Source organism: Zobellia barbeyronii (assembly GCF_018603515.1).
Lineage (GTDB): Bacteria > Bacteroidota > Bacteroidia > Flavobacteriales > Flavobacteriaceae > Zobellia > Zobellia barbeyronii.
Genome location: NZ_JACATN010000006.1, coordinates 98,367 through 124,322 on the forward strand (window position 1 = coordinate 98,367; position 25,956 = coordinate 124,322).

Annotated in this window: 18 protein-coding genes; 6 read left to right on the forward strand and 12 right to left on the reverse strand. The window is 36.9% G+C overall.

Annotation, left to right across the window (positions count from 1 at the left end; translation table 11 throughout):
• Positions 1-181 precede the first annotated feature (181 nt).
• A complete protein-coding gene (locus tag HW347_RS17955) occupies positions 182-1,627 on the reverse strand; it encodes a sulfatase (RefSeq protein ID WP_214613127.1) in 1,446 nt (481 codons plus the stop codon).
• Between the two features lie 225 nt (positions 1,628-1,852).
• Between HW347_RS17955 and HW347_RS17960 the strand changes: the two genes are divergently transcribed.
• Positions 1,853-2,212: a hypothetical protein gene (locus HW347_RS17960; protein ID WP_214613278.1), complete on the forward strand. Its 360-nt coding sequence runs from the start codon at positions 1,853-1,855 to the stop codon at positions 2,210-2,212.
• 2 nt (positions 2,213-2,214) lie between these two features.
• Here the strand turns inward: HW347_RS17960 and HW347_RS17965 are convergent, their stop codons facing one another.
• Genes HW347_RS17965 through HW347_RS18000 form a run of 8 tightly spaced genes read right to left on the reverse strand, consistent with a single transcriptional unit; the run spans position 2,215 to position 13,332 of the window.
• Positions 2,215-2,853: a Pycsar system effector family protein gene (locus HW347_RS17965; protein WP_214613128.1), complete on the reverse strand. Its 639-nt coding sequence runs from the start codon at positions 2,851-2,853 to the stop codon at positions 2,215-2,217.
• A 12-nt stretch (positions 2,854-2,865) separates the two neighbouring features.
• Positions 2,866-4,104, reverse strand: a complete 1,239-nt coding sequence (locus HW347_RS17970) for a cation:proton antiporter (protein ID WP_214613129.1) — start codon at positions 4,102-4,104, stop codon at positions 2,866-2,868.
• 10 nt (positions 4,105-4,114) lie between these two features.
• Positions 4,115-6,064 (reverse strand): thiamine pyrophosphate-dependent enzyme, encoded by a 1,950-nt coding sequence (locus HW347_RS17975; RefSeq protein ID WP_214613130.1) that lies wholly within the window; start codon positions 6,062-6,064, stop codon positions 4,115-4,117.
• A gap of 18 nt (positions 6,065-6,082) precedes the next feature.
• Positions 6,083-6,739 (reverse strand): NAD(P)H-hydrate epimerase, encoded by a 657-nt coding sequence (locus tag HW347_RS17980; protein ID WP_214613131.1) that lies wholly within the window; start codon positions 6,737-6,739, stop codon positions 6,083-6,085.
• Positions 6,740-6,741: 2 nt separating this feature from the next.
• Positions 6,742-7,476: a hypothetical protein gene (locus HW347_RS17985; protein WP_214613132.1), complete on the reverse strand. Its 735-nt coding sequence runs from the start codon at positions 7,474-7,476 to the stop codon at positions 6,742-6,744.
• Between the two features lie 13 nt (positions 7,477-7,489).
• Positions 7,490-9,103, reverse strand: coding sequence for a glutamate synthase-related protein (locus HW347_RS17990; protein WP_214613133.1), 1,614 nt, complete (start codon positions 9,101-9,103; stop codon positions 7,490-7,492).
• Between the two features lie 18 nt (positions 9,104-9,121).
• Complete coding sequence (locus HW347_RS17995) at positions 9,122-12,658, reverse strand: metallophosphoesterase family protein (RefSeq protein WP_214613134.1); 3,537 nt, start codon at positions 12,656-12,658, stop codon at positions 9,122-9,124.
• Positions 12,659-12,666: 8 nt separating this feature from the next.
• On the reverse strand, positions 12,667-13,332 hold the full coding sequence (locus HW347_RS18000) for a Crp/Fnr family transcriptional regulator (protein WP_214613135.1): 666 nt from the start codon (positions 13,330-13,332) through the stop codon (positions 12,667-12,669).
• Between the two features lie 325 nt (positions 13,333-13,657).
• Between HW347_RS18000 and HW347_RS18005 the strand changes: the two genes are divergently transcribed.
• On the forward strand, positions 13,658-14,134 hold the full coding sequence (locus tag HW347_RS18005) for a nucleoside deaminase (RefSeq protein ID WP_214613136.1): 477 nt from the start codon (positions 13,658-13,660) through the stop codon (positions 14,132-14,134).
• Between the two features lie 75 nt (positions 14,135-14,209).
• Here the strand turns inward: HW347_RS18005 and HW347_RS18010 are convergent, their stop codons facing one another.
• The 3 genes from HW347_RS18010 to kduI are packed head-to-tail and all read right to left on the reverse strand — an operon-like array spanning position 14,210 to position 17,065.
• A complete protein-coding gene (locus HW347_RS18010; RefSeq protein ID WP_214613137.1) occupies positions 14,210-15,424 on the reverse strand; it encodes a DUF4861 family protein in 1,215 nt (404 codons plus the stop codon).
• Positions 15,425-15,428: 4 nt separating this feature from the next.
• A complete protein-coding gene (locus tag HW347_RS18015; protein ID WP_214613138.1) occupies positions 15,429-16,223 on the reverse strand; it encodes a gluconate 5-dehydrogenase in 795 nt (264 codons plus the stop codon).
• Between the two features lie 2 nt (positions 16,224-16,225).
• Positions 16,226-17,065, reverse strand: coding sequence for a 5-dehydro-4-deoxy-D-glucuronate isomerase (kduI, locus tag HW347_RS18020; protein ID WP_214613139.1), 840 nt, complete (start codon positions 17,063-17,065; stop codon positions 16,226-16,228).
• A 220-nt stretch (positions 17,066-17,285) separates the two neighbouring features.
• On the opposite strand from kduI, the gene HW347_RS18025 reads away from it, so the two are divergent.
• The 4 genes from HW347_RS18025 (at position 17,286) to HW347_RS18040 (ending at position 25,888) form a co-directional block, all read left to right on the forward strand.
• Positions 17,286-21,386: a hybrid sensor histidine kinase/response regulator transcription factor gene (locus HW347_RS18025; RefSeq protein ID WP_214613140.1), complete on the forward strand. Its 4,101-nt coding sequence runs from the start codon at positions 17,286-17,288 to the stop codon at positions 21,384-21,386.
• Between the two features lie 136 nt (positions 21,387-21,522).
• Positions 21,523-22,737 carry a glycoside hydrolase family 88 protein gene (locus HW347_RS18030; protein WP_214613141.1) on the forward strand — a complete coding sequence of 405 codons (1,215 nt, stop codon included), beginning with the start codon at positions 21,523-21,525 and terminating at the stop codon, positions 22,735-22,737.
• Entirely contained in the window at positions 22,727-24,313 is a 1,587-nt protein-coding gene (locus HW347_RS18035; protein ID WP_214613142.1) for a DUF4955 domain-containing protein, read from the forward strand. Before HW347_RS18030 ends, HW347_RS18035 begins: the two co-directional genes overlap by 11 nt.
• A gap of 12 nt (positions 24,314-24,325) precedes the next feature.
• Positions 24,326-25,888, forward strand: coding sequence for a sulfatase family protein (locus HW347_RS18040; protein ID WP_214613143.1), 1,563 nt, complete (start codon positions 24,326-24,328; stop codon positions 25,886-25,888).
• Positions 25,889-25,956 lie beyond the last annotated feature (68 nt).

The following is a 25,956-nucleotide window of genomic DNA, read 5'->3' on the forward strand; positions in this document are numbered from 1 at the left end:
TCCCATTTATACTTTAGCTTACCTTTTTACCAATCATAATTGATTTAGTTATAAGGTTATTCTAAAGTAAACCTTATGTTCTCTAAACTTTAAAAAGCAAGCCCTTTTTCAATGGCTTGCTTTAGTTTTTATAGGTATTTATTAGTATAAAGTATTCTGCTCTATAAATGAGCTAGCTATTTTAATTACGTGTAGGCTTGGGTGCCTCTAGTATTTCATTATAATGCTTCAACTCTTCTTTCAACTCTTCTAATTTCTCAGGTTGGCTGTCTGCTAAATTGTTCTCTTCCGAAATATCTTCTTTCAAATTATATAATTCATATAGGTCATTCTCATAAAAATAAATGAGTTTCCAATCTCCCTTCCTAACTGCTTGACCTGGTGTCCATCCACTACCGTGATAATGGGGGTAATCCCAAAACAAACTCTCATGAACATTATTCTCTTTCCCATCTAATAATGAGGAAAGACTAACACCATCTTGATGCAAATTAGACTGGAGCGGTAAATCCAACTCATCTAAAATGGTAGGGAACATATCCATACTAATGACAGGAGCATCAATTCTATTTCCCTGCTTTTGACCTGGTTTCTTAATTAAAAGAGGTATTCTAATACCCCCTTCATAAGCCCAGCCCTTGCCTGCTCTTAGTGGCCTTACACTAGTTGGTGCCGTACGATGAGCCACAAGCGTAGTTAGCCCTCCATTATCTGAAGTAAATACTATTAAAGTATTCTTCATTAAATCTAAGGTTTCCAATTTTTCCAAAAGTCTACCAACATTCTCGTCTAGCGCATACAACATAGATGCATAGGATGTATTGTACTGGTTTATAACCGTTTGACCTGTCCCTTCTTTTTTTAACAATGCCACACTATCTTTTAAGATTTGTTTCTTTTCCTGGAATTTAGCTATATGTTTTTTAGATGCCTGAATTGGTCCATGAACAGTATAGTAAGACAGATACAGTAAAAAAGGGTTGTCTTTATTTTCCTCTAAAAACGCCATAGATTCATTGGTAAGTCTGTCCGTTAAATATTCACCTTTTGGACCATCTGATAGTTTCGGGTTTTTATAGGGCGAATAATAACCTCCTGGTGGTTGACCCATATGATGACCTCCTTTATTTATATCAAATCCTTGATCTTCCGGAAAAAAACCGGTATCACCTAAATGCCATTTACCAGCAAAAAACGTTTTATAATCTGCTTCCTTTAATACCTCTGCAAAAGTGACTTCCTCCAAAGGCAATTCATACAAGTCTTCTGGAGTTTTAAGTATCGCATCTTTACTTTCATAACCGGGAATCCAGTCAGTTATCCCTACCCTAGTTGGGTATTTACCAGTCATTATGGCCGCCCTAGTGGGTGAACAAACAGGATTGGGGCTGTAGGCATTGGTGAACAAGTTACTTTGAGCGGCCAACTTATCTATATTGGGGGTCTCATAAAACGAACTACCATAGCATGCTAAATCTTTCCAGCCCAAATCATCTACCAAAATGAAAACTACATTTTTATATGTAGTTTTATCCATAACGTCCGGCACTTGACCCACAATTTTTTTCTCTTTACAGCCTATAAAAAATGTGCAAAGCGCTACTAAGGATATTACGTTGTTTTTCATTCGCTCTAGATATTTATTAGTAGGTTGGATTACTAATTTGATACGCGTTGTACAAGCTATCCTGGCTCATCAGCGTATTTAAAAAATAACTTAATGTTATACAAGCTTAAATATATTGAAATATCTACAAAGGAGTGGAGCTCTGTATGAAATGAGTAAGTAAATTCTTAAGAATAAAAATAGCCCGCCAAATTTTCAATAGTTTTGCGCTTCAAAGAAAATGATATGATGGTTCAGGAGTTGGTTGGCGAATACACGATTATGGGAAGCAACCAAGATGCCGAGCAGCATTCTTACAAAGGAAAACTGATTTTGTCTTTGGATGAGAATAGTAGAATAATTGCCATGTGGACTATTGGCACAGACCAACAGCAGACAGGCACAGGATTCTTTAAGAATAATATTCTGGTTATAAACTTTAGATATTCTGGTGAAGATCAAAATGTTTATAAAGGCGTTGCCGTATACCAGTGCATCAGCAAAGATATTCTAGACGGATTTTGGTCCGAGAAACATGGAAACCCGCTTTATTTAGGAGAAGAGCGTTGTTTTAGAATTAATACAAATACTGAACTATTAGATTAAGACTACATAGCAAACATAATATGGCAAGCTATAAATCCTATTACTGCCAAAATAATACCTACTAAGAAAACATGAAAAGATGTTCTAAGTAGTTTAAACTTTCTATCTATAGTCTTTCCCAAATGAAAAGTATCCCTTGCAATGGTCTTATAAAGTTCGTCTCCTTTGTACATTAGACCTGTAAGTTCTTCTGTGTACTCTTCTTCATTCATAGTATTAAAATTACCATAGAACAAAAGGTTATTGGTGCTTCTATCTCCATGTGTAAGTTCTGGTCTAGTAGCAAATACTGCATAAGCTATAGATATGAGATTGGTTCCCAACATTATAATTGCCGGATATATAAGATGTGGATCTTTATCTAACTGACTTAATACGGTTCCCAGGATGATAGATAGAATAAGTGCGTTGATGGAAATAAGAATATTCGATTTTCTATCGATCATCGCGTTCAAAGTATACTGATTTTTAGATACCAAACGAAACAAAGTTTCTGCACCACGTTCTGATCGAGGTTCAACTTTTGAAAGTTTCTTCTTTAGTTCTTTCAGCTTCTCTTTATCAATACCCAATTCAGCAATCAATTGCTTATCAATTGCTTTTTCTTGTTTTTTTATTACTTTTTCTGACTCGTCCATCATTAAATAATTTAGCTAGCTATATATTTTCTTTGCTACTTTGCCTACGCTCAATCCTTGAACGAATACTGAAACTAATACTACTACATAGGTTATATACAGTATTATTTCTGCAGAGAGGTCTTCTGACAGGCTAAGTGCCAACGCTATGGATATGCCACCTCGCAAACCTCCCCATGTTAAAATTGCTACTGTTTTTATAGGTTTACTTTCTTCATGCTTAAGTAAGCTATACGGTAATAATACGGATAAAAAGCGAGCTACAAGCACCACAAATACTGTCAAGAAACCTAGGGTAAGGTATAATGAATCGAATTTGAGAAGGTGTATCGATAGCCCTATTAGAACAAATAGAATAGCGTTAAAAACATCATCTAGAACTTCCCAAATCTCATTCAGCATTTTCCGGGTCATTCCTTTATTTGATGCTATATTAATTTTATTACCAATGACCATCCCCGAAACCACCATAGCCAAAGGTCCAGAAACATGAAGTATTGAGGCTATTGCGTAGCCGCCTATAACAATGGCTAAACTTATTAAAACCGCTAGTTGCGGATTTTCATTAATCGATTTAATAACTCTATATCCTATAAAACCTAAAACCAAACCATAGATAATTCCGCCAACGGCTTCCATTAAAAATAGTTCGCCAATACTACTACTTAATGATTCATTGCTATTTTCATCTAAACGCGCAACAATTAGCAAACCAGAAAATACCACGACTCCAATACCATCATTAAATAAAGATTCACCCTCAATTTTAACACCTAAGCTTTTCTGAATATTTGCCTTTTTTAAAATAGCCATTACAGCAATGGGGTCTGTTGGTGAAATTAATGCTCCAAAAAGCAAGGCGTGTATAAGTGGTAATTCTATGGATAAAGATTGAGCAAGGTAATAGGTTAAAAAACCAACTATAGTAGTAGAAATAAGCACTCCAAATGTTGCAAACAATAGTATGGATTTTCGCTCTTTTTTCAGGTCATCTATGTTCACGTGTAAAGACCCCGCAAAAAGCAAAAAGCTCAACATACCGTCCATTAACAGACTTTTAAAATCTGTATTAATCACTAAATCACAGAAATAAAGATAAAATGCTGGAAATATATTTTTTGTTAATGTGATTAGGACCACTAATGCCAAAGCCAAAATCATTAACCCGATGGTTGATGGCAGCTTTAACCACTTATAGTTGATGTAACTAAAAAACGCAGCGATTAAGAATATGATACTAAACGATTGGAGCATGAATTTCTTTTTAAATCAAATTAGCATCAGTGATTATTTCTATTAATGCCGGACCATCGTGTGCTTTTAGTTTTTCTAAAGCAGGTATCAATTCTTCTATTTTAGTTACTCTGATACCTAGTGCCCCACAATTCTCTGCATATTTTGCGAAATTTGCATTGTGTAAAGAAGTTTTCCAAACATCTAATTCAGCCGCTTTTTGCTCCTTTGAAATTTTACCGATTTCTGAGTTGTTTAAAAGCACATGTTTGATGTTCATATTGTATTTCACCAAAGTCATCATTTCACCTAAATACTGACCAAAGCCACCATCACCTGAGACCGACCAAATAGGTCTTTCGTTGCCTTGAGCAGCCCATGCGCCCATTGCCGCAGGCAATGCAAAACCTATAGAACCCAAGTAACCCGACATTAATACAGATTGATTTTTAGGTTCAAAATAACGACCAAAAGAATAGGTGTTATTACCAACATCTACGGCAATAACCGCATTGTCTGGCACTACTTTGTTCATTGCATCAAATACTGCAATTGAACTTAGACCAACCGTACTTTCATCTTGCAGCCTACTTGCTTTTTCTTCCTCCCATATCTCCCATCGTTTTGCAATTTCTGGGCGTCTATCTACAGTATTTATTTTTCCTTCGGTTTGTTCTTCTATAATGGTCAAGGTTTCAGAAATCTCTCCCCATAGGGCAGCATCAACTTTATGAAATTTACTTAAAGCTGCTGGGTCATAATCTACCTGTATAATAGGTTTTTTAGGCGTAATACCTGTATGATTAGAAAACGATGCTCCAAAGACAATCAATAAATCACTTTCGTTCATAAACCATGAAGCTATGGGCGTTCCGCTTCTTCCTAGTACTCCACAACCTAATTCATGATGGTCAGAAATTTGTCCTTTTCCTTTAAAGGTGGTGATTACCGGACAGTTTAATTTTTCAGCAAATGCGATTATAGCATCCATTTGAAATCGAGCGCCATGCCCTACTATAATTGCAGGTCTTTCAGATTCTGTAATCATACCTACTGCTTTCGCTACCATTTGTCTTGGCGGTGAAATATTAAAAGGTGTAATTCTATCTTCTGGAGTCTGTGCCTTTTCGTTCTCTGGCTTTGGCATAAAGGCTACCTCATCTGGGAAAGTAATATGAGATACATCTCTATTTATCAATGCGCTTTTAATCGCCAAGCTCATTAACTCGCTATGCTTAGAGTTTTGTTGTACACTATGGTTAAAATTGGCTACGGTTTGAAAAGCACCTACCAAATCTACCTCTTGAAAGGCACCTGTTCCAAGTACTTGTGTATTTACCTGACCAGAAATAGCCAGCATTGGTGAACGGTCTACCTTAGCATCCCACATACCGGTAAACATATTGGTAGAACCCGGACCTGCAATACCAAAGCAAACTGCGGGTTTCCCCATTAGTTTACCATAAGCAGATGCCGCAAATGCTGCAGCGCCTTCATGACGTATTCCGTAAAATCTAAAATTTCCTTTTTCTTCTTGACGCATCATGGCATCGGCAACCCCTAAGTTTGAATGACCAACCATGCCAAAACCGGTATCAACGCCCCAATTTATCATGGTTTCTATCATCACATCAGAAATAGTTTCTGCGTGCTTCTCTTCCTCTTCAATACCCACAAAAATTTCATCGCCTTCTTCCTTTGTTGGAAAAGTTTCAATACCATCATCAAAACCACCTGGCGGCACACCGGTACATGGGTCAAAATCCCAACCGTGCCACGGGCAACGTAACAATCCATTTTCAATAGAACCTTCGCCTAAAGGACCACCTTGGTGTGGACACTTATTATCTAGAGCAGAAAATTTGCCTTTAAAATGTGTTAAACAAATACCTTTATGAGCAGCAGTAACAGTCATTACACGACCTTCTGCCAATCTCTTTTTATTATCTAACACTTTATGCCACACTACTTTCTTTTCCATGGGTCGGTTTTTTTCTGGTTATTTAATTTTTATCAATTGGTATTTTTTAAAATCAGGCATTTGAATATTGAAATGCTCATAAACCGATTTTGGAATTCCCAAATCAGCCATAAATACTTCTACTCCGTTTGGTAATTTTTCTAAAAGAATTTTAGGAGCTGCCAAGGTCATTACCTGGTTCGCTTTAAACCCTGATAATTCACCATCTTTAGAAATACCAACGGGAATGTCCAATGATATTTTAAATGCCGATGATGCGTTTGCTAATTCAATACTTTTTACAAATGCATCTGACAACGGCAATCTTTGAGAAAATCCTAAATAAGCATCTACCCAAATATCCGTTGTTTCTGGAATACCTTCTTTAACTCCAAATAACAACGCTCTTTCTAACTGTGCTTTTGGCAGGTCTTTGGTAATAGGAACTACCAAGTCCAAATTCACGTTAAACCCCCAAGCAGCAAGTCTGCGAGCAGCTACTAAACCGCCACCACCATTGTTTCCATTACCAACGCCAATAGTGATTACAGAGGTCTCAGTTGCCTTTTTGGCGATTAATCTTGCTAGTTGAAGCCCGGCATTTTCCATCATCAATTCAATGGACAGGTTGTATTTTTCAACCGCCCAATAATCCATCTCTTTAAAGGCTTCTAACGAAAGACTGGTTACTTGCATATTTACTTTTTATAGGTATTGATAGCTTCCGTGAAAAACTGTACCACTTGTTCTTCATTAATTTTTGTAGCAGGTAAAACTGCTCCTTTAAATCCGTCGTTATTCCATTCACCTAATGAAAGAGAATCAAACTTAGAAGTATCTAAACCGTTATGACCTTTGTATCCGCTGATATAAAAATAGTGTTCATTGATCATCGTATCAGGTACAGCTAAACCAAAGCCTATAGACAAATCATCAGAAATAATAACATAAGCACCTGAATCAAAATGATGGGGCCAAATACGAATGTCTGATGACAAACCATTTACCTCAAGTGTTCTTTCAAGACCAGACTGCGTTAAAGTTCTTAAATCTGCAAGTTCCTTTAATTTAGATGCATCTAGTATAAAGGTGAAAGAATCATCAATTGAATACGGTAGGTCGTAATGAAAATCATAGTTATATGTCTTACCCAAAAACGTATTTGCGGAATTCGTTAACCACTCCAATACCTGCTGATGGGTTTTACCATCTAAAGCAAAAGAAGCATTGTTCTTAGGGGAATTCCATTCTAAAGAAAAGTTATTATAGTTTAAAGCAAGAACATCTCCTTCTCTTGATAATGGGTGTGTTTCTAAACGTTGTTTTTCAATTGACCATCCAAGATTAGTATGGCTATCATCTGCTTTCTTCTCTACAAAACTTATTCCTGCAGCTGCTAAATATTGTGCTGCTAAGTGCATCATTTTTTCCATCTATATTTTGTTTTTAGGGGTTAACACCGCCATAATTAATTCCTGTTAAACGATGCATATCATGATTGAAAGTAGATAAGTCATCAAAATTGAATTTTGAGATATCATCATGACCACAAGCTCTCGCAATAACTTTTATAAGGTTGTTTGTGGCATCAAAATAGTTATGTAATTGTTTCGCCGAAGAATCAATAATCAACCTACTACGCAATGATTCTTTTTGCGTTGCAATACCCACAGGGCAGTTGTTACTTCCGCAAGCACGCATTCCCAAACAACCAATTGCCTGTAAAGCCGAGTTTGATACGGCAATAGCATCTGCACCTAACATAAGGGCTTTACCAAAATCTTCTGCAATACGTAAACCTCCTGTAATTACTAAAGTGACATCTGTAGCACCTACTTTATCTAAATATTTTCTTGCTCTTGCCAAAGCAGGAATTGTAGGTACATTGATATTATCTCTTAATATGGTTGGTGCAGAACCTGTTCCCCCACCTCTACCATCTAAAATGATATAATCGACACCTACATCTAATGCAAACTGAATATCTTTTTCTATATGACTGGCTGCAATTTTGAATCCGATCGGTATACCACCTGTACGTTCTCTTACCTGAGCTGCGAAAGATTTGAAGTCATCTACACCATGAAAATCTGGGAAAGTGGCTGGTGAAATTGCCGTCTCACCTTCTTTTAAACCTCTTACCTCAGCAATTTCCTTACTTACTTTAGCACCTGGTAAATGACCTCCAGTACCTGTTTTAGCTCCTTGTCCGCCTTTAAAATGAAAAGCTTGAACTTTGTCTAGCTTATCCCAAGTAAATCCGAACTTTGCCGAAGCTAGTTCATAAAAATACTTGCTGTTATTTTCTTGCTCATGAGGTAACATTCCGCCTTCTCCTGAGCAAATACCTGTACCTGCTAATTGCGCTCCTTTAGATAAAGCAATTTTAGCTTCTCTAGACAATGCGCCAAAACTCATATCACTAACAAAAAGCGGAATATCTAAATGTAAAGGCTTCTTGGCTTTTGGTCCAATAACCACCTTTGTTGCTACATTATCTTCATCTAACAAAGGTCTGCTTGCCAATTGGGCAGGCAAAAATTGAATATCGCTCCATTTTGGCAACGTATTTCTATCTACTCCCATAGAAGCTGAAGCTCCGTGATGACCTAAATTTTTAAGTCCGTTTGTGGCTAATTCTTTTATATACCCTGTATACGGTTCTGTTTCTTCAGGATGGGTATCTGCGTAGGCACCCAAATAAGCATCTCTATTAAATGGCTGCGGACTGTCTGTTAAATAAGCATCTATCTCTTCTTCATCAACAAATAGACTATCCCCTTCTATTTTAGTAGTAAACTTTTGTAACACCTCTGCATTATTGTATTCTGAAACTCCGGTATCTACTCTATAATCCCAGCCGTGAACACCACAAATAAGGTTATGACCATCAACATGACCATCGGACATTAGTGCTCCTCTATGCAGACATCTACCGTACAATACAGAAATATCATCATCAAATTTTACAATAACTAAATCCAGACCATTGACTAATGCGTGTTCTGGTTTTTTATTTTCTAAGGATGATACTTGGGCAATTGCAATTGGTTTTTTCATAAGATGTGTTTTTAAATATTAAAAAGAAAAGCCGAGTACGAATACAATTCGCCCACCGTCTGCACTACTAAAATAACCTAAATTAGTTGTAAATGCCTCTGCCCCAATGAGCCAAAGCGAACCCCCAACGGAATTGTGCCATGTATTAGAGGTGTCATTTTCAGTCCAAACTCTACCGTAATCAAAACTACCGGTAAACCCAAATCTAAAAGGGACAAGGCTTGTTCGTACTCCGCCTAATGGAAATCTAAGGTCTGTATTCTGATAAAAGGATTGCTTTCCTGTAAAGCGTTCATTTCTAAAACCTCTTAGACTTTTATTGCCTCCTATGGTTGCAGCGTGATAAAACTCAAAGTCATCACCTATAAGGGCCTCTCCCCCCAACTCTGTTGCCAAAATAATGCTTCCGCTTTTTGTTAACTTATGATTTACTGCTAACTTGGGCTGCAGATAGGCGAAACTATTATTAGACTCCGTATTATCAATATTGGTTTTATAACCTATTGTTAATCCTGCATCTAGTCCTAAGGTAGGGAAAGCACTACTATTTTTATTTTTAAAATTATAAGCGGCCTCTATTCCTCCGTAGGTTTGTCTATTAAAAATAGAGCTGTTCACAGGGAATTCCGCTACAAACCTATCTTGCATATTTTCTACATCAAAAGATTCTATCAAGGGTTTAAAATAGAAAGAACCACCACTAACACCTTCCCACTTTAATGCCAACGCAGCTTTAAACTTTCGGATTCTAACTCGGTTAAAATCTAAGTCTACCGCATCATTATCATATTCCGTATCATTTCCGAAACCAAAAAAGTTTTCAGAAAAATTGGGACTTGTATACAATCCTTCTATTCCAAAATTCCAGTTATGAAATATGTTCGAAAACTCGCCACTGTAAGACAAATCAAAACCTGAAGTGCTGGTGTAAAAAGCCGCATTAATACTATGTTTATAAGTGAAAGGATTACGTTGTAAGCTATATGAAGTGTGGTTGCTCACTACGCCAATTTTGAGTCCGTCATCTGGGTTTACAGCTATTATAGGGAGTAACTGATTAAAATTATATTTTACTTTCTTGTGGTCATAATTATTTAACTCATAATCATTTACCAACCATTTCTTAGAGCGTTTATTTACAATGGTATTCTCTTTGTCCTTGTAGTCGTATAGTTTTACTTTTCTGGTATTTTTAAAATCATAGGTGTCATTCTTCTTACCCCCAACAATCTTAATTTTAATAGGATGATCTCCCTCTCCTTCTACCACAAAATTATCTTTACCATCTAAACCAAAAATCCATATTTCTTTGGTAATATCTCTCGAATAAGTATGGTCTAACATTCCTAAATCCTTACGGTCTATTTTTAAAGACGTTTTGCCATTGGGCAATCTAGTTATGGTAAAATCATCGGCTTTTTGAGTCCCTGTAACTACTTGAAATTTGTTGAGATATAAATAATAAGCTTTAGCAATTTTCATAAGGTTATCGCGTCTGCCTTGTAACTTTACTTTAATATCTTCTATCACCGGTCCCTTCACTTCTTCTGGAATAGTTTGGAAAGCCTTTTCTATATCTGCATTGGTAAGCCCATTTTGAATATGGCTGGCCTGCTTTTCCCATTCGTCCCAGTCTGATGCATGTATCAATGTCAAATCTAAATGATAAGGCGATGATGCAAACCATTTTACACTTCTCAGTTCCTCATCATAAGTTTGCATTTTTCGCAAACCTGGTATAAGTCGGGTCAAAGTACTGATCAGCGTACCGTCATATTTAGAAAATGCCTGATCACGGTCTCTTGGAATAGGACTGCAATACTCCGTACCATCTTCATTTTTATAAAGTGCCCAGCGCCATTGATCTTCGTGGCGGTCCCAATCTCCCAAAAGCATATCAAATAATCTAGCCCTTATATAGGAAGGTTCATCTACAACAGATTTTCCCGATTTATTTATTTCCTGCAAAACATCGGCTGTGCTCAATATATCTTCAGGTGTTCCAAAACTCTCAGATTCTATTTGTGTATCCCCTACATGCTCTTCAATCATATAAAGTTCATCGCCAAAATCATCATTGTAATTCCCCAATACCTTCTGTTTTGGTATATAATAGAGGACAGGATTTGTATGGTTTACTCCAACTGCCGCAGAAAGACTCCCTATGGCAAATGGTGTGTAGGGATTAGAAGTGGTATAAAAATCTGCCAAAAATTTATCTACGACCGTACCGTCTAAAACATCGCCAATATAGGTTTCTTGAAAAGCATTGGCCTGTAGAAATTTGATGGTACTCTTTTTTAGGGCACGCATAACATATTGCTTACCTGTTTTATCTTCTAAACGTAAAGATTTTGATTGTTGCCCACCCCCACGTTTTACGGGCGTTAACCCTCCCATTAAAGTGTCTAACAAAACTACTGGTGCATTTACCTCCTTACCATAAAAGTCGCGGTAATGCTCTCCCCAAAGAGCTTTGTAAAATCCGCTTTTTGTAGTCGCTTTTTTAGTGTAGATAGAAGCCAATTGTGTACTAGGGTAACTTTTCTTAAACGTATATGATTCCGTATGGTCCGCTTCTCCTTTTAATACTATTGTTTTAAAAAGTTCTTTGACAGTTCCATTTTTAAGTATTTGGTAGTGTGCAATTACCTCTCCATCTGTAGTAATATCTAAGCGCACATATCCGTTTTTCTTCAACGAGAAATCTCCTTCTTCCCCGTTTTTTACAGCTTCCAAATTTCCTGCCGCACCACTATTAATTTGAGGTACACTCCCTTTTATATATTGTAGATTTTTTCCTTGTCCCGATAAGAAAATTACGTTCTCTGCTCCCCTTGCCGTTGTTTTTAATCTGTTTCTTAGCTCCCTATACTGTTTGTTCTGAAAATCTTGACTAGAAAATCCTCCAATATTTTTAAACAGCCCTTGTTTACTATTGGTTTCTATAGGATGATACATGGCTACAAGTATAATTTTACCTTGCGCCTTTTTTATTCTGTTCTCGAACTCTAAAAAGAATAACGTTCTATTCTGAATTTCTGAATCTTCATTGATATAAACATGGTCATCCCAATCCTCTAGAAACCATTGAGAATCTACCGTAATCAATTCTACATTTTCACCCAAATCATGATGCTTGATGGGTTCTGCATCATCAGGAAAAAATTTAGCTTTACTTTTTTTCTGAATATATTCTTCAATATCAGAAACGCCCTTATAGCCATTTGCCCACTCCTTGTTACCAGATATAAAAATGACATCATTACCTAGATTTGACATTACCGACAACTGCTTATCGATTGATTTTTCTATGTTGGTTTTAGGTGCTGCATTTCCTATTATCAATACAGTAGGTTTCTTTACTGATTGTGATTCTTCTGAAATGGCCGATAGAACTTCAGTATTAGAAGTATCCCAAGTATTACCAGTAACATAGATAGATTGTTCTATTTCCTGAGAAGAAACGGGAGTTACGAATAAGACTGTATAAAATACTATGAGGTAAAAACTAATATTTTTCATTAATGTTGGTTTGCTTACTTGGTCTATCATTTATTTGTTTATTTGGAATTCAATGAATATGATATGAATTTTGAATCATAATCAATGATATTATCTTTCCGCATTGTGCTTAAAACATTGTTTACCGTCTGTCTAGAAGTGTTGGTTAAATTGGCAATGTCTTTATGGGATAAAAGATTCTTTGCTACTAACCTTTCCTTATCACTTTCGCCAAACTCTTCTATGTAGGCTTTAATAAATTCAGAGATTCTTGTCTTACTGTCTTTGTATAACAGGTCTTGAAGTCTTGTTTCTAATTTTCTAATGCGAAGGCCATATATTTTTAACAAGCCATTTTTTAAAGACTTATGTTCTTCCATCAAATCTTCCATCATATCAGATTCGATATAACATATTACCGCGTCCTCTAAAGCTAAGGCCACTTCCTTAGAGGAGCCGCTTTTATCATAAATAGATAGTTCTCCAAAAATATTTCCCTTTTTCACGACATACTTTACAATGTCATTATTGGAGTCCATAATTTTAACGGATCCATTTTTTAAAAAGAAAATACAGTTTCTATCCCTTTCCCCTAATTTAATGATAGTGCCCTTATTGACATACTCCATTTCTAGATGACCACAGAGTTTCATCATAGTGGGCATCCCTAATTTTTTAAAAAGACTGAATCCTTCTAAAAACCAATATTTAGTAATTGCTTTCAATATAACTATTTACAAAAACCAATATTACTGATTATCAACAACATGCGAAGACTCTAAAAATGCTAGAGTTACTTTATGCGACAGTTGAGTAGAATTCACTGTGCTACAAATACAAAAAGTAACCTAATAAGTAATTCTGATAAATCATGCTAAAATTGGTCGGTTTTAACATTCAGTCGTATTATAATCCAAATCTTTCATAATTATTTTAACTGTTACCCTAAAATACCTTTCAAATTAAAAAAAACTCTCCCCAGAATCGTATATAAATGACGTAATTTGCACCCCCATTTACTCAATAATATATTATTAGAATTATAGAAATATGACGAAAGATCACGAGTTTTTTATGAGAAGAGCCATTGAAATGGCAGCAAAAGGAATGAACTCTAACGCAGGTGGCCCTTTTGGTGCTGTAGTTGTAAAAGACGGAGAAATTATCGCTGAGGGTCACAATAAGGTAACTTCTACAAACGACCCTACTGCACACGCAGAAATGGTTGTTATACGAGATGCCTGTAAAAAATTAAGTACTTTTCAACTTACAGATTGCATTATTTACACCTCTTGCGAACCTTGCCCTATGTGTTTTGGCGCAATTTATTGGGCAAGACCAAAAGCTGTGTATTACGGTTGCGATAAAGCAGATGCAAAAGCGATTGATTTTGACGACCAATTTATTTATGACGAATTAGAAGTGGGCATGCAAGATAGACAGATTCACTTCAAACAAATGTTACAAGAAGAAGCTGTTGAAGTTTTTAATAACTGGGCATCAAAACATGATAAGACCAAGTATTAAACTATAAGAATAAACTATTCTTATGAGTATAAATTTGTAAAGCTGTTACTGATAAACCTGTAACAGCTTTACTTTTTATAAGGAACTATCCTGCTCCTTTGAATATATAACCTGAAGCGGATGTTGCAATTTCCTAGAAAATCCTTCCAAATAATTTTCCCATTCTTTAACATCGGAAAATTGCCCACTCCCTTTCCAAGTAAAACCTGAATAGTACACTACAGAACCTTCTCGGACATTTAACTGTGTGTAAACATTGTTTTCATCTTGTTTACCGTTTTGATACTCTTCTACCTGCAATATCATTTCAGGATCAGAAATAATAGCAGTCCCCAATTCAGACTCTTCATGAGGTTGATAATAACTTACATAACCCTTATCCTTACTAACACTAATTTTACCATCGTTCTCGTGCATGGTTAATCCTACGGATATCCGGTCTGCTCCTTTTATTTTGATTTCAAACCTAGAAAGGTTGGAACCGTAATCTAAGGAAATATGCTTTTCTTCAGTAATTACTTCTCCTCCTGCACTCCAATCCGCATATTTTAAAACAAAACTTGTACGAATAGGTCCTGTAGTGAGTCTTTCATAGCTTGAAAAATTCTTAGAGATATAGTAGATACTATCTTTATTAATGGCAACACCTCCCACACCTCTACTCACCCCAACGTGAAAATTATCTAAACCTTCGCCCGTATCTTCGTGATAAGACCCGTCAGTTTCCAACTCTTTCTTGTACCATTTATTAATAATAGGGTAATCTACCTTTTTTAACCATGCGTCTATTCCTGAAGATAACGTGCCTCCTGGTAGACCATCTTCAATTAATTTTTGCGCCGTTGGACCATAGGTTCTAAAAGCTACACGATTATTCTCCCATGCATAATCATCTGTACGCTCGGGAACAAAACGTGAATAACAAGCGGGATCATTCTCAACCTCCACAATCTCTTCAGATGGAACTATCTCAAAAGTTTTAGTTGCTTTAGCTTCAATATTAGGCTGAAACAATAGTTGGTCAAAATGCCCGTCTCCATCAACATCTACAGCCTGAGAACTAATTTTAGTTTTTGTAGAAAAATCAATAAGTTCATATGATTTTGTCGATGCTAGAATTCCTTGTTTAAAAGGAACGGCATTCAAATCTATTTCTACCGTTTCAAAAGACCGAGGTTCGTTTAGAGAATTCTCAATCTGTACCTGATAGGTTTCTACTTTTGCCTCCGAACAACCAAATTGCACTAATGCTCCGCAAACTCCTACTGCTGCTAGTAAATGTCTTTTCATGTATCTATTTTTCGTTGGATGGTTTTCCTATTGTGGCCAAAATACCACCGTCTACATAAAGAATATGTCCGTTCACAAAATTGCTAGCTTCGGAGCTTAAAAAAATGGCTGCACCTTGAAGCTCGTTAGGATCTCCCCATTTAGCAGAAGGTGTTCTATTAATTATAAAATCATTGAACGGGTGACCTTCAACCCGAATAGGTTCTGTCTGTGACGTAGCAAAATATCCTGGTCCAATTCCATTCACCTGAATATTATGTTTGGCCCACTCCGTAGCCATATTCTGAGTTAACATTTTAAGTCCACCTTTTGCCGCCGCATAAGCCCCTACGGTATTTCTACCCAGTTCGCTCATCATAGAGCAGATATTAATTATCTTGCCTTCTTTACGTGCAATCATACTTTTGACTACATGTTTTGAAACAATAAACGGACTCACCAAATCAACATCTATTACCTGTTTAAAATCAGACACTTCCATGTCTTCAAGTGGTGTTCTTTTAATAATACCCGCATTATTCACAAGAATATCAATCTCTCCTACTTCCTTCTGTATTTTTTGAATCGCTTCTATTACGGCCTGCTCGTCCGTCACGTCAAACTTATACCCGTAGGCGGTTATACCTTCTTTTTTATATATTTTAAGTGCTTCATCTATCTTTTCTTGTGATGAGTTTCCATTCACAATAAGTGTAGCTCCCGCATTACCCAAACCTTTGGCCATAGCCATACCCAAACCGTGCGTACTTCCTGTAACCAAAGCTACTTTTCCTTTTAAATCAAATAACGAAATGCTCATATCTATCTTAGTTCTGTAATTTTTGCAACATCCATATCATTATAATCAAGGTTCTCACCTGCCATACCCCAAATAAAAGTATAGTTAGAAGTTCCCGAGCCACAGTGAATTGACCATGGTGGAGAGATTACCGCTTGGTGGTTCTGCATCCAAATATGACGGGTTTCTTGAGGTTGTCCCATAAAATGACATACGGATTGATTTTCAGGCACATCTGTATAAAAATAAACTTCCATACGACGGTCGTGAACGTGAGCTGGCATAGTATTCCAAACGCTTCCCGTTTTTAATTCTGTCATACCCATTTGAAGCTGACAAGTAGTAACGATACCACCAATAATCATTTGGTTTACAGTCCTGTGATTGGCTGTTTCCAAACTACCCAACTCTAATTTATTAGCCTCTGCCCTACTCACTTTTTTAGTGGGATACGAAGCATGTGCCGGAGCTGAATTGAAATAGAACAGAGCAGGCTCATTTGCATTGTCACTCTTAAAGATGACTTCTTTCGCCCCTTGTCCTATGTATAAAGCATCTTTATGCTCAATTTTATAAGAAGTACCATCTACTTCTATACTTCCAGAAGCACCCACATTTATGATACCTATTTCTCTTCTTTCTAAAAAATAGCCGGATTTTAGTGGGTCTATTGCTTCAAGATGTAATGAAGTTTCAGGAACGGCAGCGCCTGTAATGTATCTGTCATAATGAGAGTAGGTCATCTTTACCTTTCCTATTTCCATTAAGTTTTCAATTAAGAACTCATCTCTTAATTGTGTAGTATCATACTCCTTTACTGCTTCGGGGCTAGAAGCATAACGTGTTTCGTAATTCAATTCCATATCTAAAAACAGTTTCGTTTATGTTTTCGTTTCTACTCTATTTTCTTAGGATAAAAGTACTTTTTAACAGTCCAACCGTACGGGGCATATAGTCCAAAAAACGGGGGCTAATCATTCAATACTGCCTATTCATGGGGCTAGAGGACATCACTATAAATTATAGCTTAGAAATTTCTGAAAAGAATCACTAACTTTTACCTTTTATAACACCATATATAGAATGAAGTTTAATTTAGTTCTTTTTGTTCTCCTTGGCTTTCTTGTAAAACTGCAAGCGCAAACGCCTTACAAGGCAGCCAACGAATTGAATTTTAAAAATTATGCTACCGAAGAGGGGCTATCCCAACGTTCGGTAGTTGCCATCGTACAAGATACCCGAGGATACTTGTGGTTTGGTACCCGTTATGGTCTTAACCGGTTTGATGGACACGAATTCAAAAATTATTATTACGATGCCACAAATGAAAATAGCCTAAGCAATAGCTGGATAAAAGTATTATTTAAGGATGATAGTGGTACCATCTGGGTGGGAACCAAAAATGGTTTAAACACTTATAATCCACAAACCGATAGTTTTGACCGTGTACAAATATCCAATCAAGAAAACAGGCCCTTTAATGGAGAAATATATGATATTATTTCTGACGGAAACAAAGGAATATGGGTAGCTGCTGATATTGGTTTAATGCACGTAAATTCCGATTCTCAAGAAGTTAAAAATTTCAACGAATTACATGAGCCCATCAAGCTAGAATCCAATAGAGCACTATCACTTCTAAATTCAGAAAATAATGCCTTGTGGATAGCTACCCCAAAAACAATCCATTTATATAACAAGCAAGAAAATAAAATTCAAACATACGGTTATCCAAAAGGCCAGTCTCCCGAAAGCACAAAGAACTATCATACCGTACTTTTCCAAGATAAGTCCGGGAGCATTTGGTTAGGTCATGACGGTGGACTTGCGAAACTTGACAAAGAAAATCTGGAATTTATAGATGTTAAGGATGATAAAAACGCAAAACTAATTGAAAGTCCAGTCCGTACTATTTATGAAGACGATGAAGAAAATATCTGGATAGGCTCCTACAACGGTCTATATCTCTTAAACAAAACAACAAATGAGCTAATTCATTATAATAACAATCCGGAAGACCCAGAAAGTGTTAGCCGAAAATCCATCTACAAAATAGCAGAAGATTCTAGAGGAGATCTTTGGATAGGTACATGGGCCGGTGGAGTTAACTACTTAAACCGAAAATCCAATGTTTTCAAAAACTACCAAATAGGTTCCAATGGTTTAAATTATCCGGTTGTAAGTTCTATTGTAGAAACTAAAGGAAAAAACTTATGGGTCGGTACTGAGGGTGGCGGACTCAATTATTTCAATACAGCTAAGAATACTTTTAAACATTTTGTTCATGATGAAGCTGACAAAAACTCCATATCCAGTAACAATATAAAAGCTATTGTAAAAGATTATAATAATAATTTATGGATTGCCACGCACAACAAAGGGCTTTCATATGCTTTGCTAGAAAAACAAGGCCCATCATTTAAAGATTGGGTGGACAAAACACATACGTTCTCCAACTTTTCTTCCAATAGGGCCACTTCTTTAATAGAAGACACGGATAATAACCTTTGGGTAGGAACAGATAATCGCGGGTTAAACTACTATGATACCAAAACTGGAAAAAGCTTTAGAATTGCTGACCCTAATAATATATTGGGCACTTTCATTAGTGTAATTATACAAAGCCCAAAAGAAAAAGTCCTTCTTGTTGGTGGTGAAAACGGACTTGGCTCAATTTCTATTGACACCAAAGTAATAGAACCTATTAAATTTAAAGAAGGCACCAATACTCCGTACGATATTCATAAAGTAATTAGTATTTACCCTCAATCCGGCACCCAATTATGGATAGGTACAGAAGGCGACGGACTCTATTCATATAACCTTAAGTCTAAAAAAACGATTAGGTATGGAATAAACAATGGGCTCCCAGACGAAGTAGTTTACGGTATTCTTCCCGATGACCTAGGCTATATATGGCTTAGCACAAACAAAGGCTTAAGTAGGTTGAATATTTCTACGGATGAAATCAAAAACTACTCACAATCAGATGGTTTGGTAAACAACGAATTTAATTATGGGGCCTACTTAAAGACCAGAAAAGGAGAATTGGTTTTTGGGGGAGTTAATGGTTTTACCGTATTCGACCCTAAAAAAATAGAAAGGGATTCTTTTATTCCGCCTGTCTTAATTGAAAACCTAAAAATAGCCAACACCATCCAAAAAATAGTAGATCACAGTTCTTCTAAATTTAAGTTGGCATACAATGAAAACGACATAAGTATTGATTATGTAGCGCTGGACTATTCTAGACCAAAAAATAACCAGTATGCTTATATGCTAAAAGGATTTGATTCTAAATGGCAACTTGTTGGAAATCAAACAAAAGCCACATATACCAATCTAGATTCTGGCAGCTACACTTTTCTTGTAAAAGCTTCTAACAGTGATGGTGTCTGGAATGGAAAAATTGCCTCTTTAGAAATCCAAATAAAACCGCCTTATTGGCTTGCTTGGTGGGCATATCTAATCTATGCAATTTTATTAGTGGGTGCTTTTTTATTGATTAGAAGGTATACTCTTATTCGCATTAAAGAACGCCATGATTTAAGAAAAGAACGCCAAGAAAAAACACAGATTCAGGAGTTAAATCAATTAAAACTACAGCTTTTTACGAATATATCTCATGATTTCAGAACTCCGTTAACCCTTATTACCGCTCCGTTGCAGCGCCTTATTCAAGAAAAGAAAGGTGATGAGCAGATGCAAAGACAATTAACTGGTATGCAGCGGAATGCACGCATATTGCTGCAACTTATAAATCAATTATTAGATTTCAGAAAGGCCGAAAATGGAAAATTGAAATTGACCTTTTCTAAGAATGATGTAATTCCTTTTATTGAAGAAACTAAGGCCTCATTTAACGACTTGGCCAAAGACAAGGCTATTCAATTTGAATTAGCGGCTCCAGAGCCTCCATTGGAAGTTTGGTTTGACCGTATTGAAATGAAAAAGGTGGTTTTGAATATTCTAAGTAATGCGTTCAAATTCACCCCTCCTAACGGGAAAATAAGTATCGAAATTACAACGGAGCATAATGAGGTAAACATCAAAATAAAAGACTCCGGAAGAGGTATCCACAAAAAAGATATCGAATTTGTTTTTGACCGCTATTTTCAATTAGGACAGAAGAACGATTTACGTTCTGGAACTGGTGTTGGTCTTGCGTTGGCCAAAGACATTGTTGTACTTCACCAAGGTCAAATAAAAGTAGAAAGTGAGCTGGGCCATGGTTCTTGTTTCATCATTAGCCTACCATTAGGAAAAGAACATATACAACCAGAAGACCTCAGTTATGAGGAGCATACCAATGAAACAGACCCATTAGACTACTATGACCCATCCATCTTAAAATCTAATTGGGTAAAAGATGAAATAGATAACGAAGCCGAAGTCCATTTTGATGACCACAAACAGACTATATTAATTGTTGAGGATAATGTTGAAGTGAGAGCTTTTGTAAAAGGTATTTTCAATGATGAATTCAATGTTCTCGAAGCGAATAATGGAGTTTCAGGCATCCATCTAGCAAAGAACAAAAGCATAGATTTAATTGTTAGTGATGTAATGATGCCGGAAATGGATGGTATTGAAATGTGTGAAACATTAAAGTCTGATGTACTTACCAGCCATATTCCCGTAATTCTTCTCACAGCAAGAACCTCTTCCAAAATTCAAAAAATAGGTTTTGAGACAGGAGCCGATGCATACGTTACCAAACCTTTTGAAGCCGATCTATTGAAGTTACAGGTACAAAACCTTATAGCTACCCGAAAAAAACTTGCCAAGAAATTTAGAACGGATTTAGCATTAGAACCAAGCGAACTAGAGCTAGTATCTACGGACGAAGTCTTCCTAAAAAACGCTATGGACATTGTAGAAAAGAATATCTCTAGTGCCGAGCTCAACGCAAGCTTCCTTAGTGAGAACATCAATATGAGTCAATCGGTTTTATACCGGAAACTTAAAGCACTTACAGGGAATACCATTTCTGAATTCATTAGAGGCGTACGCTTAAAAAGGGCTGGCCAGCTACTACGAGAAACCGAATTGAATATTAATGATGTAGCCTATGAAGTAGGTTTTAACGATATCAAATATTTCAGGTCTTGTTTCAAAAAAGCATACAAAAAAACACCTTCAGCTTATAAAAAACAGTCGACTTTGGGTTCTGAGAGCATATGAAAATCTTAAAATCCCCCATTATTAACCCATTTATACCCCTTTCAAAAGCAATATCGGCGGTAGTTTAGCTTTAATCAAATCTAGCTTTTAAAAACCCTTAGAGAAGGTCATAAAGGAAAGCTTATAACATGAACAAATGAATATAAAAAACTACCTATCCATTGCTGTCGTGATTGTTCTTATGAATAGTTGTGCCACCAAAACCAACACTGTTACCAAAACAGAAGTTAGTACTATTAACGTAGATGCAGTTTTGATACATGCTGAGAAACAATTAGCCCTACAAACGGCAATTGCAGAGAGCCAAAATAAAATACCCAGAACGGTTACCGCAGATGGGGAAATGCATTGGGCACACCAAAATTTTGATTGGACAGAAGGTTTCTTTCCTGGCAGTCAGTGGTTTCTTTACAAAGCCACCAATAACGAAATTTGGAAAACAAGAGCAGAGAAATCCCAAGCTTTATTCGAAGAACATAAATTTAGAAAGACCAACCATGATTTAGGCTTTGTCTTTAATAACTCCTTTGGACACGGTTACGAGCTAACGGGTAATGAAGATTTTAAAGCTGTAATGATTGAAGCGGCAAAATCTCTTTCCACAAGATTCAATCCTACAGTAGGTTGTATCCAAAGTTGGGATGTTGACCGCGGATGGCAGGCAGAAAGAGGCTGGAAGTACCCTGTAATCATTGATAATATGATGAATCTTGAGCTACTCTTTAAAGTTTCAGAATTTACGGGAGACCCTAAATACAAAGAGATAGCTATTGCACACGCAAACACTACTCTAAAGAATCATTTTAGAGCAGATAACAGCTCCTACCACGTAGTAGATTACGACCCTGAAACAGGTGCCGTACGTTTCAAGCATACCGCTCAAGGCACGGCCCATGAAAGCGCTTGGACCAGAGGTCAGGCCTGGGGCCTATATGGCTACGCCCTTTGTTACCGCTATACCAAAGACCCTGCTTATTTAGATATGGCAAAGAAAATAGCTGGGTATATCATCAATCAAAAGAATCAAAAAAATGGTATTCCTTATTGGGATTATAATGCTAAAAATATTCCCAACGAACCTTACGATGTATCTGCAGCATGTGTTACTGCTTCGGCCTTATTGGAGTTAAACACCTACACCAATGATGCTTATAAGGTTGATGTTGAGCGGATTTTGACTTCCCTTGCTACAGATGAATTTACTGCTGAAATAGGAACTAATCATAATTTCATCCTGAAACATAGCGTAGGAAGTATTCCGCATAACGCAGAAATAGATGTTCCACTCAATTACGCAGATTACTACTACTTAGAAGCTTTACTTAGATATAAAGAACAATATGAAAAATAGAGGTAGTTTCTCCATAACCTTGTTTCTTTTTTTTACTTGTACACTGGCAATAAACTGTGCTGCACAAGAAAGCAATGTATGGTTGAATTATAAAAATGCCACCCAGAACAACACTGAACCCATACTGCCCAACTTTTCCTATGCGGGCTATGGGTTTAGTGAAAAGGAGATTCCTGAGACAGCTCACAAAGTTTTTAATGTACAAGATTTTGGAGCGATACCCGATGATGGGATATCCGACAAAAAAGCCATTATTAAAGCGATTGAGGCCGGAGAGGCAAACGGTAGTGGAATTGTCTATTTCCCTACAGGAAAGTACCTTATCAACTCAAAAACCGATGATTTAAACACTATACAGATAACGTCTTCCAATATAGTTCTGAGAGGTCCAAAAAACACTTCTGATAAAGCTATTCTGTTTTTTGAGCAAGATATGCCTCCCATAGTGCCCAAAAACTTATGGACATCACCGTACGCCATACAAACTAGAGCAACGGAAGAAAGTACATTCATAACAGATATAACCGGTTCCGCCAGAAGAGAAACCCACATCATACAGGTTGCGGATGCTTCTAAAATAAAAGAAGGTGATTGGGTCATTGTTCAGGTAAAAGATAACGACCCCAAGTTTGTAGAACAGGATATTCATCCCCTACCCTTAAACCCCAAATGGACTTCAATTATTGAAGATGGTGTACAAGTTAACGAACGACACAAAGTAGCATCCGTATCTGGTAACTCAATTACTTTTGTAGACCCCATTCATTATAACATTTCGGAACAACAGGATTGGAAACTTTACACTTTTCCTCATCTATCAGAAGTTGGTTTTGAGAACCTAACTTTTGAAGGCAACTGGAAGAAAGAATTTATACACCACCGCTCTGCGCAAGATGATGGTGGGTGGAGCATACTAAACCTAACCGGGTTAGTTGATTCTTGGGTCAGAAACTGCACGTTCACCAATATTAATAGAGCCATTTATTTTTCCCATTGTGCAGCTACAACTGCTCTAAACCTCGTCATTGATGGTAAGATTGGACATAGTGCCGTTAGTGTAGGCGGCGGTTCTACAGGTGTACTTCTTGCCTATATTAATGATAAAGCTGGTATGCAACATGCATCTGGTGTGGGTGGCGGAAGCACTACAGGTACAGTGGTTTGGCGTTCAAAACACCCTGCACATAGTAGTTTTGAATCGCACGCATCACAGCCAAGGTCTACTCTTTTTGATAATATTGAAGGTGGATTTTTTAGCGGAAGAGCCGGTGGAGCGGTTAAAAATCTACCCAACCACGGCAGATATCTTGTTCTTTGGAATTATAATGAAACTGATGAGGCCGAAACTAATTTTCCGTTCGTAGCCAAGCATATGGAATATTGGCGGGTTGTACCTCCCATAGTTGTTGGGTTTCATGGTGCTGGTACCACTTTCAAACCAGATGAATTGCAATTGGTAGAAAGTTTAAATACTCCCGTTCAACCGGAATCATTATTTGAAGCTCAGTTAGAATTACGATTGGGGAAATTACCCAAGTGGATACAAGACCTAAAAAGCGGTCTGCCCAAAGAATAAAGAATACCCTTCATGAAACAAATACTGCTATTAGCCCTTGTCTTATTGACATTAGGGTGTAAAGATGAAAAAAAGCCCGAGGTTGTTTTAGCGGAAACTAAAGCCCCCAATGTTCTAATTATTTATCCGGACCAACTAAGGCGTTACAGTGCAGGGTTTTGGTCCAAAGAAAAATATAGAGCTCATGTAATAGGGAAGCCTGATCCAGTAGTTACGCCTAATATTGATAAATTGGCAGAAAATGGTGTGGTCTTCAGTCAAGCGGTAAGTAACTTTCCCCTTTGCAGTCCTGCACGAGGTATGATTTTATCAGGAAGGTATCCAGAACAGAATGGTATCTGGAACAACTGTAGAAAGGATAGAGATGAAAGTTTACGTGATGATATCCCAACAATAACTGACCTATTTTTTGATGCGGGTTACAATACCTCTTATTTTGGAAAATGTCATTGGCTGAAGAACGAGCCCTTGTTTGATGAAAAAGGAACGTACATAGGTTCTACCGAAGAACCTGGCGGAAACTACATCAATAGATATGACACATACGTGCCACCAGGGAAAAATAGACATAGCATCGAATATTTTTATCAATCTATTAGGGATACGCACTATGATCCATTGGTCTACAGTAATGACCCAAATGCTATTGACGGCAAGAAGGATGGTGAATTGCATGAACCCAAGGCTTTCACACCAAAAATTGAAGCCGAAAAAATCAAAAACTATCTTCAGAATAAAGATAACCTACGTGATTCCAAAAAGCCTTTCTTTTTAATGTGGTCACTCAATCCTCCCCACAATCCTTGGGATGATGAAAATACGGATATAGAGACTCTAGCCGAATACTACAACAAAGAGAAATATCCACAAGACAGCCTATTGGCCGTGCGCGATAATGCAGACCTAAAAGTTGCCAGTTACGTGCGTCATTATTTTGCCAATCTTACCAGTGTAGATAATTATATTGGTCAAGTATTGGAGAACTTAGAAGAAATAGGAGAACTAGACAATACCATTATACTTTTTAGCTCTGATCATGGCGAGATGCTGGGCAGTCATGGTAAAGAAGGTAAAAATGTATTTGAAACCGAGTCATTGGCAATCCCCTTTATTGTGCACTGGCCAAAAGGCTTACAAGGCGGTACCATAAACGATGTCCTGTTTAGTGGACCAGATGTATTACCTACAGTAATGGGCTTAGTAGGATTGAAGAAAAACATACCTGAAGCTACCGAAGGAATTGACTTTTCTTCACTTTTGTCAGATTCCAATGCAGCTACTGTAGAAAAGCCAGAAGGTGTTTTATTGATGTTAGCCAATTCTCGCGGTGTTTTAACCAATAGATATACGCTTTGCGTTGACCAAAAAAAACAAGGCAACGATAAAACTAAAGGTTTACAAGAGGTCTATATCTACGATAACCAAGAAGACCCGTATCAGCTTAAAAAACTTAGTTTAGAAGAACGACCAGAAGTGGCCGTAAACCTTTTAAGCATACTCGGAAAGGAGCTTAAAAGGACTAATGACCCTTGGTACCAACAAAAAAAGTTCAAAGATGTTATCCGGTACGAATAGTATACCGTTTCATCTTTGAACTTTATTATACTTAAAACTCAATTTATTCTCCAACAAACCTTTAACGA

Coding starts and splice junctions, on each gene's coding strand:
- HW347_RS17975 (WP_214613130.1), bottom strand. CDS start 6,064: ATGGAAAAGAAAGTAGTGTGGCATAAAGTGTTAGATAATAAAAAGAGA.
- HW347_RS18025 (WP_214613140.1), top strand. CDS start 17,286: ATGAAGTTTAATTTAGTTCTTTTTGTTCTCCTTGGCTTTCTTGTAAAA.
- HW347_RS17960 (WP_214613278.1), top strand. CDS start 1,853: ATGATGGTTCAGGAGTTGGTTGGCGAATACACGATTATGGGAAGCAAC.
- HW347_RS17990 (WP_214613133.1), bottom strand. CDS start 9,103: ATGAAAAAACCAATTGCAATTGCCCAAGTATCATCCTTAGAAAATAAA.
- HW347_RS18030 (WP_214613141.1), top strand. CDS start 21,523: ATGAATATAAAAAACTACCTATCCATTGCTGTCGTGATTGTTCTTATG.
- HW347_RS17965 (WP_214613128.1), bottom strand. CDS start 2,853: ATGATGGACGAGTCAGAAAAAGTAATAAAAAAACAAGAAAAAGCAATT.
- HW347_RS18035 (WP_214613142.1), top strand. CDS start 22,727: ATGAAAAATAGAGGTAGTTTCTCCATAACCTTGTTTCTTTTTTTTACT.
- HW347_RS17970 (WP_214613129.1), bottom strand. CDS start 4,104: ATGCTCCAATCGTTTAGTATCATATTCTTAATCGCTGCGTTTTTTAGT.
- HW347_RS18005 (WP_214613136.1), top strand. CDS start 13,658: ATGACGAAAGATCACGAGTTTTTTATGAGAAGAGCCATTGAAATGGCA.
- HW347_RS18015 (WP_214613138.1), bottom strand. CDS start 16,223: ATGAGCATTTCGTTATTTGATTTAAAAGGAAAAGTAGCTTTGGTTACA.
- HW347_RS17980 (WP_214613131.1), bottom strand. CDS start 6,739: ATGCAAGTAACCAGTCTTTCGTTAGAAGCCTTTAAAGAGATGGATTAT.
- HW347_RS18040 (WP_214613143.1), top strand. CDS start 24,326: ATGAAACAAATACTGCTATTAGCCCTTGTCTTATTGACATTAGGGTGT.
- HW347_RS17985 (WP_214613132.1), bottom strand. CDS start 7,476: ATGGAAAAAATGATGCACTTAGCAGCACAATATTTAGCAGCTGCAGGA.
- HW347_RS17955 (WP_214613127.1), bottom strand. CDS start 1,627: ATGAAAAACAACGTAATATCCTTAGTAGCGCTTTGCACATTTTTTATA.
- HW347_RS17995 (WP_214613134.1), bottom strand. CDS start 12,658: ATGATAGACCAAGTAAGCAAACCAACATTAATGAAAAATATTAGTTTT.
- HW347_RS18010 (WP_214613137.1), bottom strand. CDS start 15,424: ATGAAAAGACATTTACTAGCAGCAGTAGGAGTTTGCGGAGCATTAGTG.
- kduI (WP_214613139.1), bottom strand. CDS start 17,065: ATGGAATTGAATTACGAAACACGTTATGCTTCTAGCCCCGAAGCAGTA.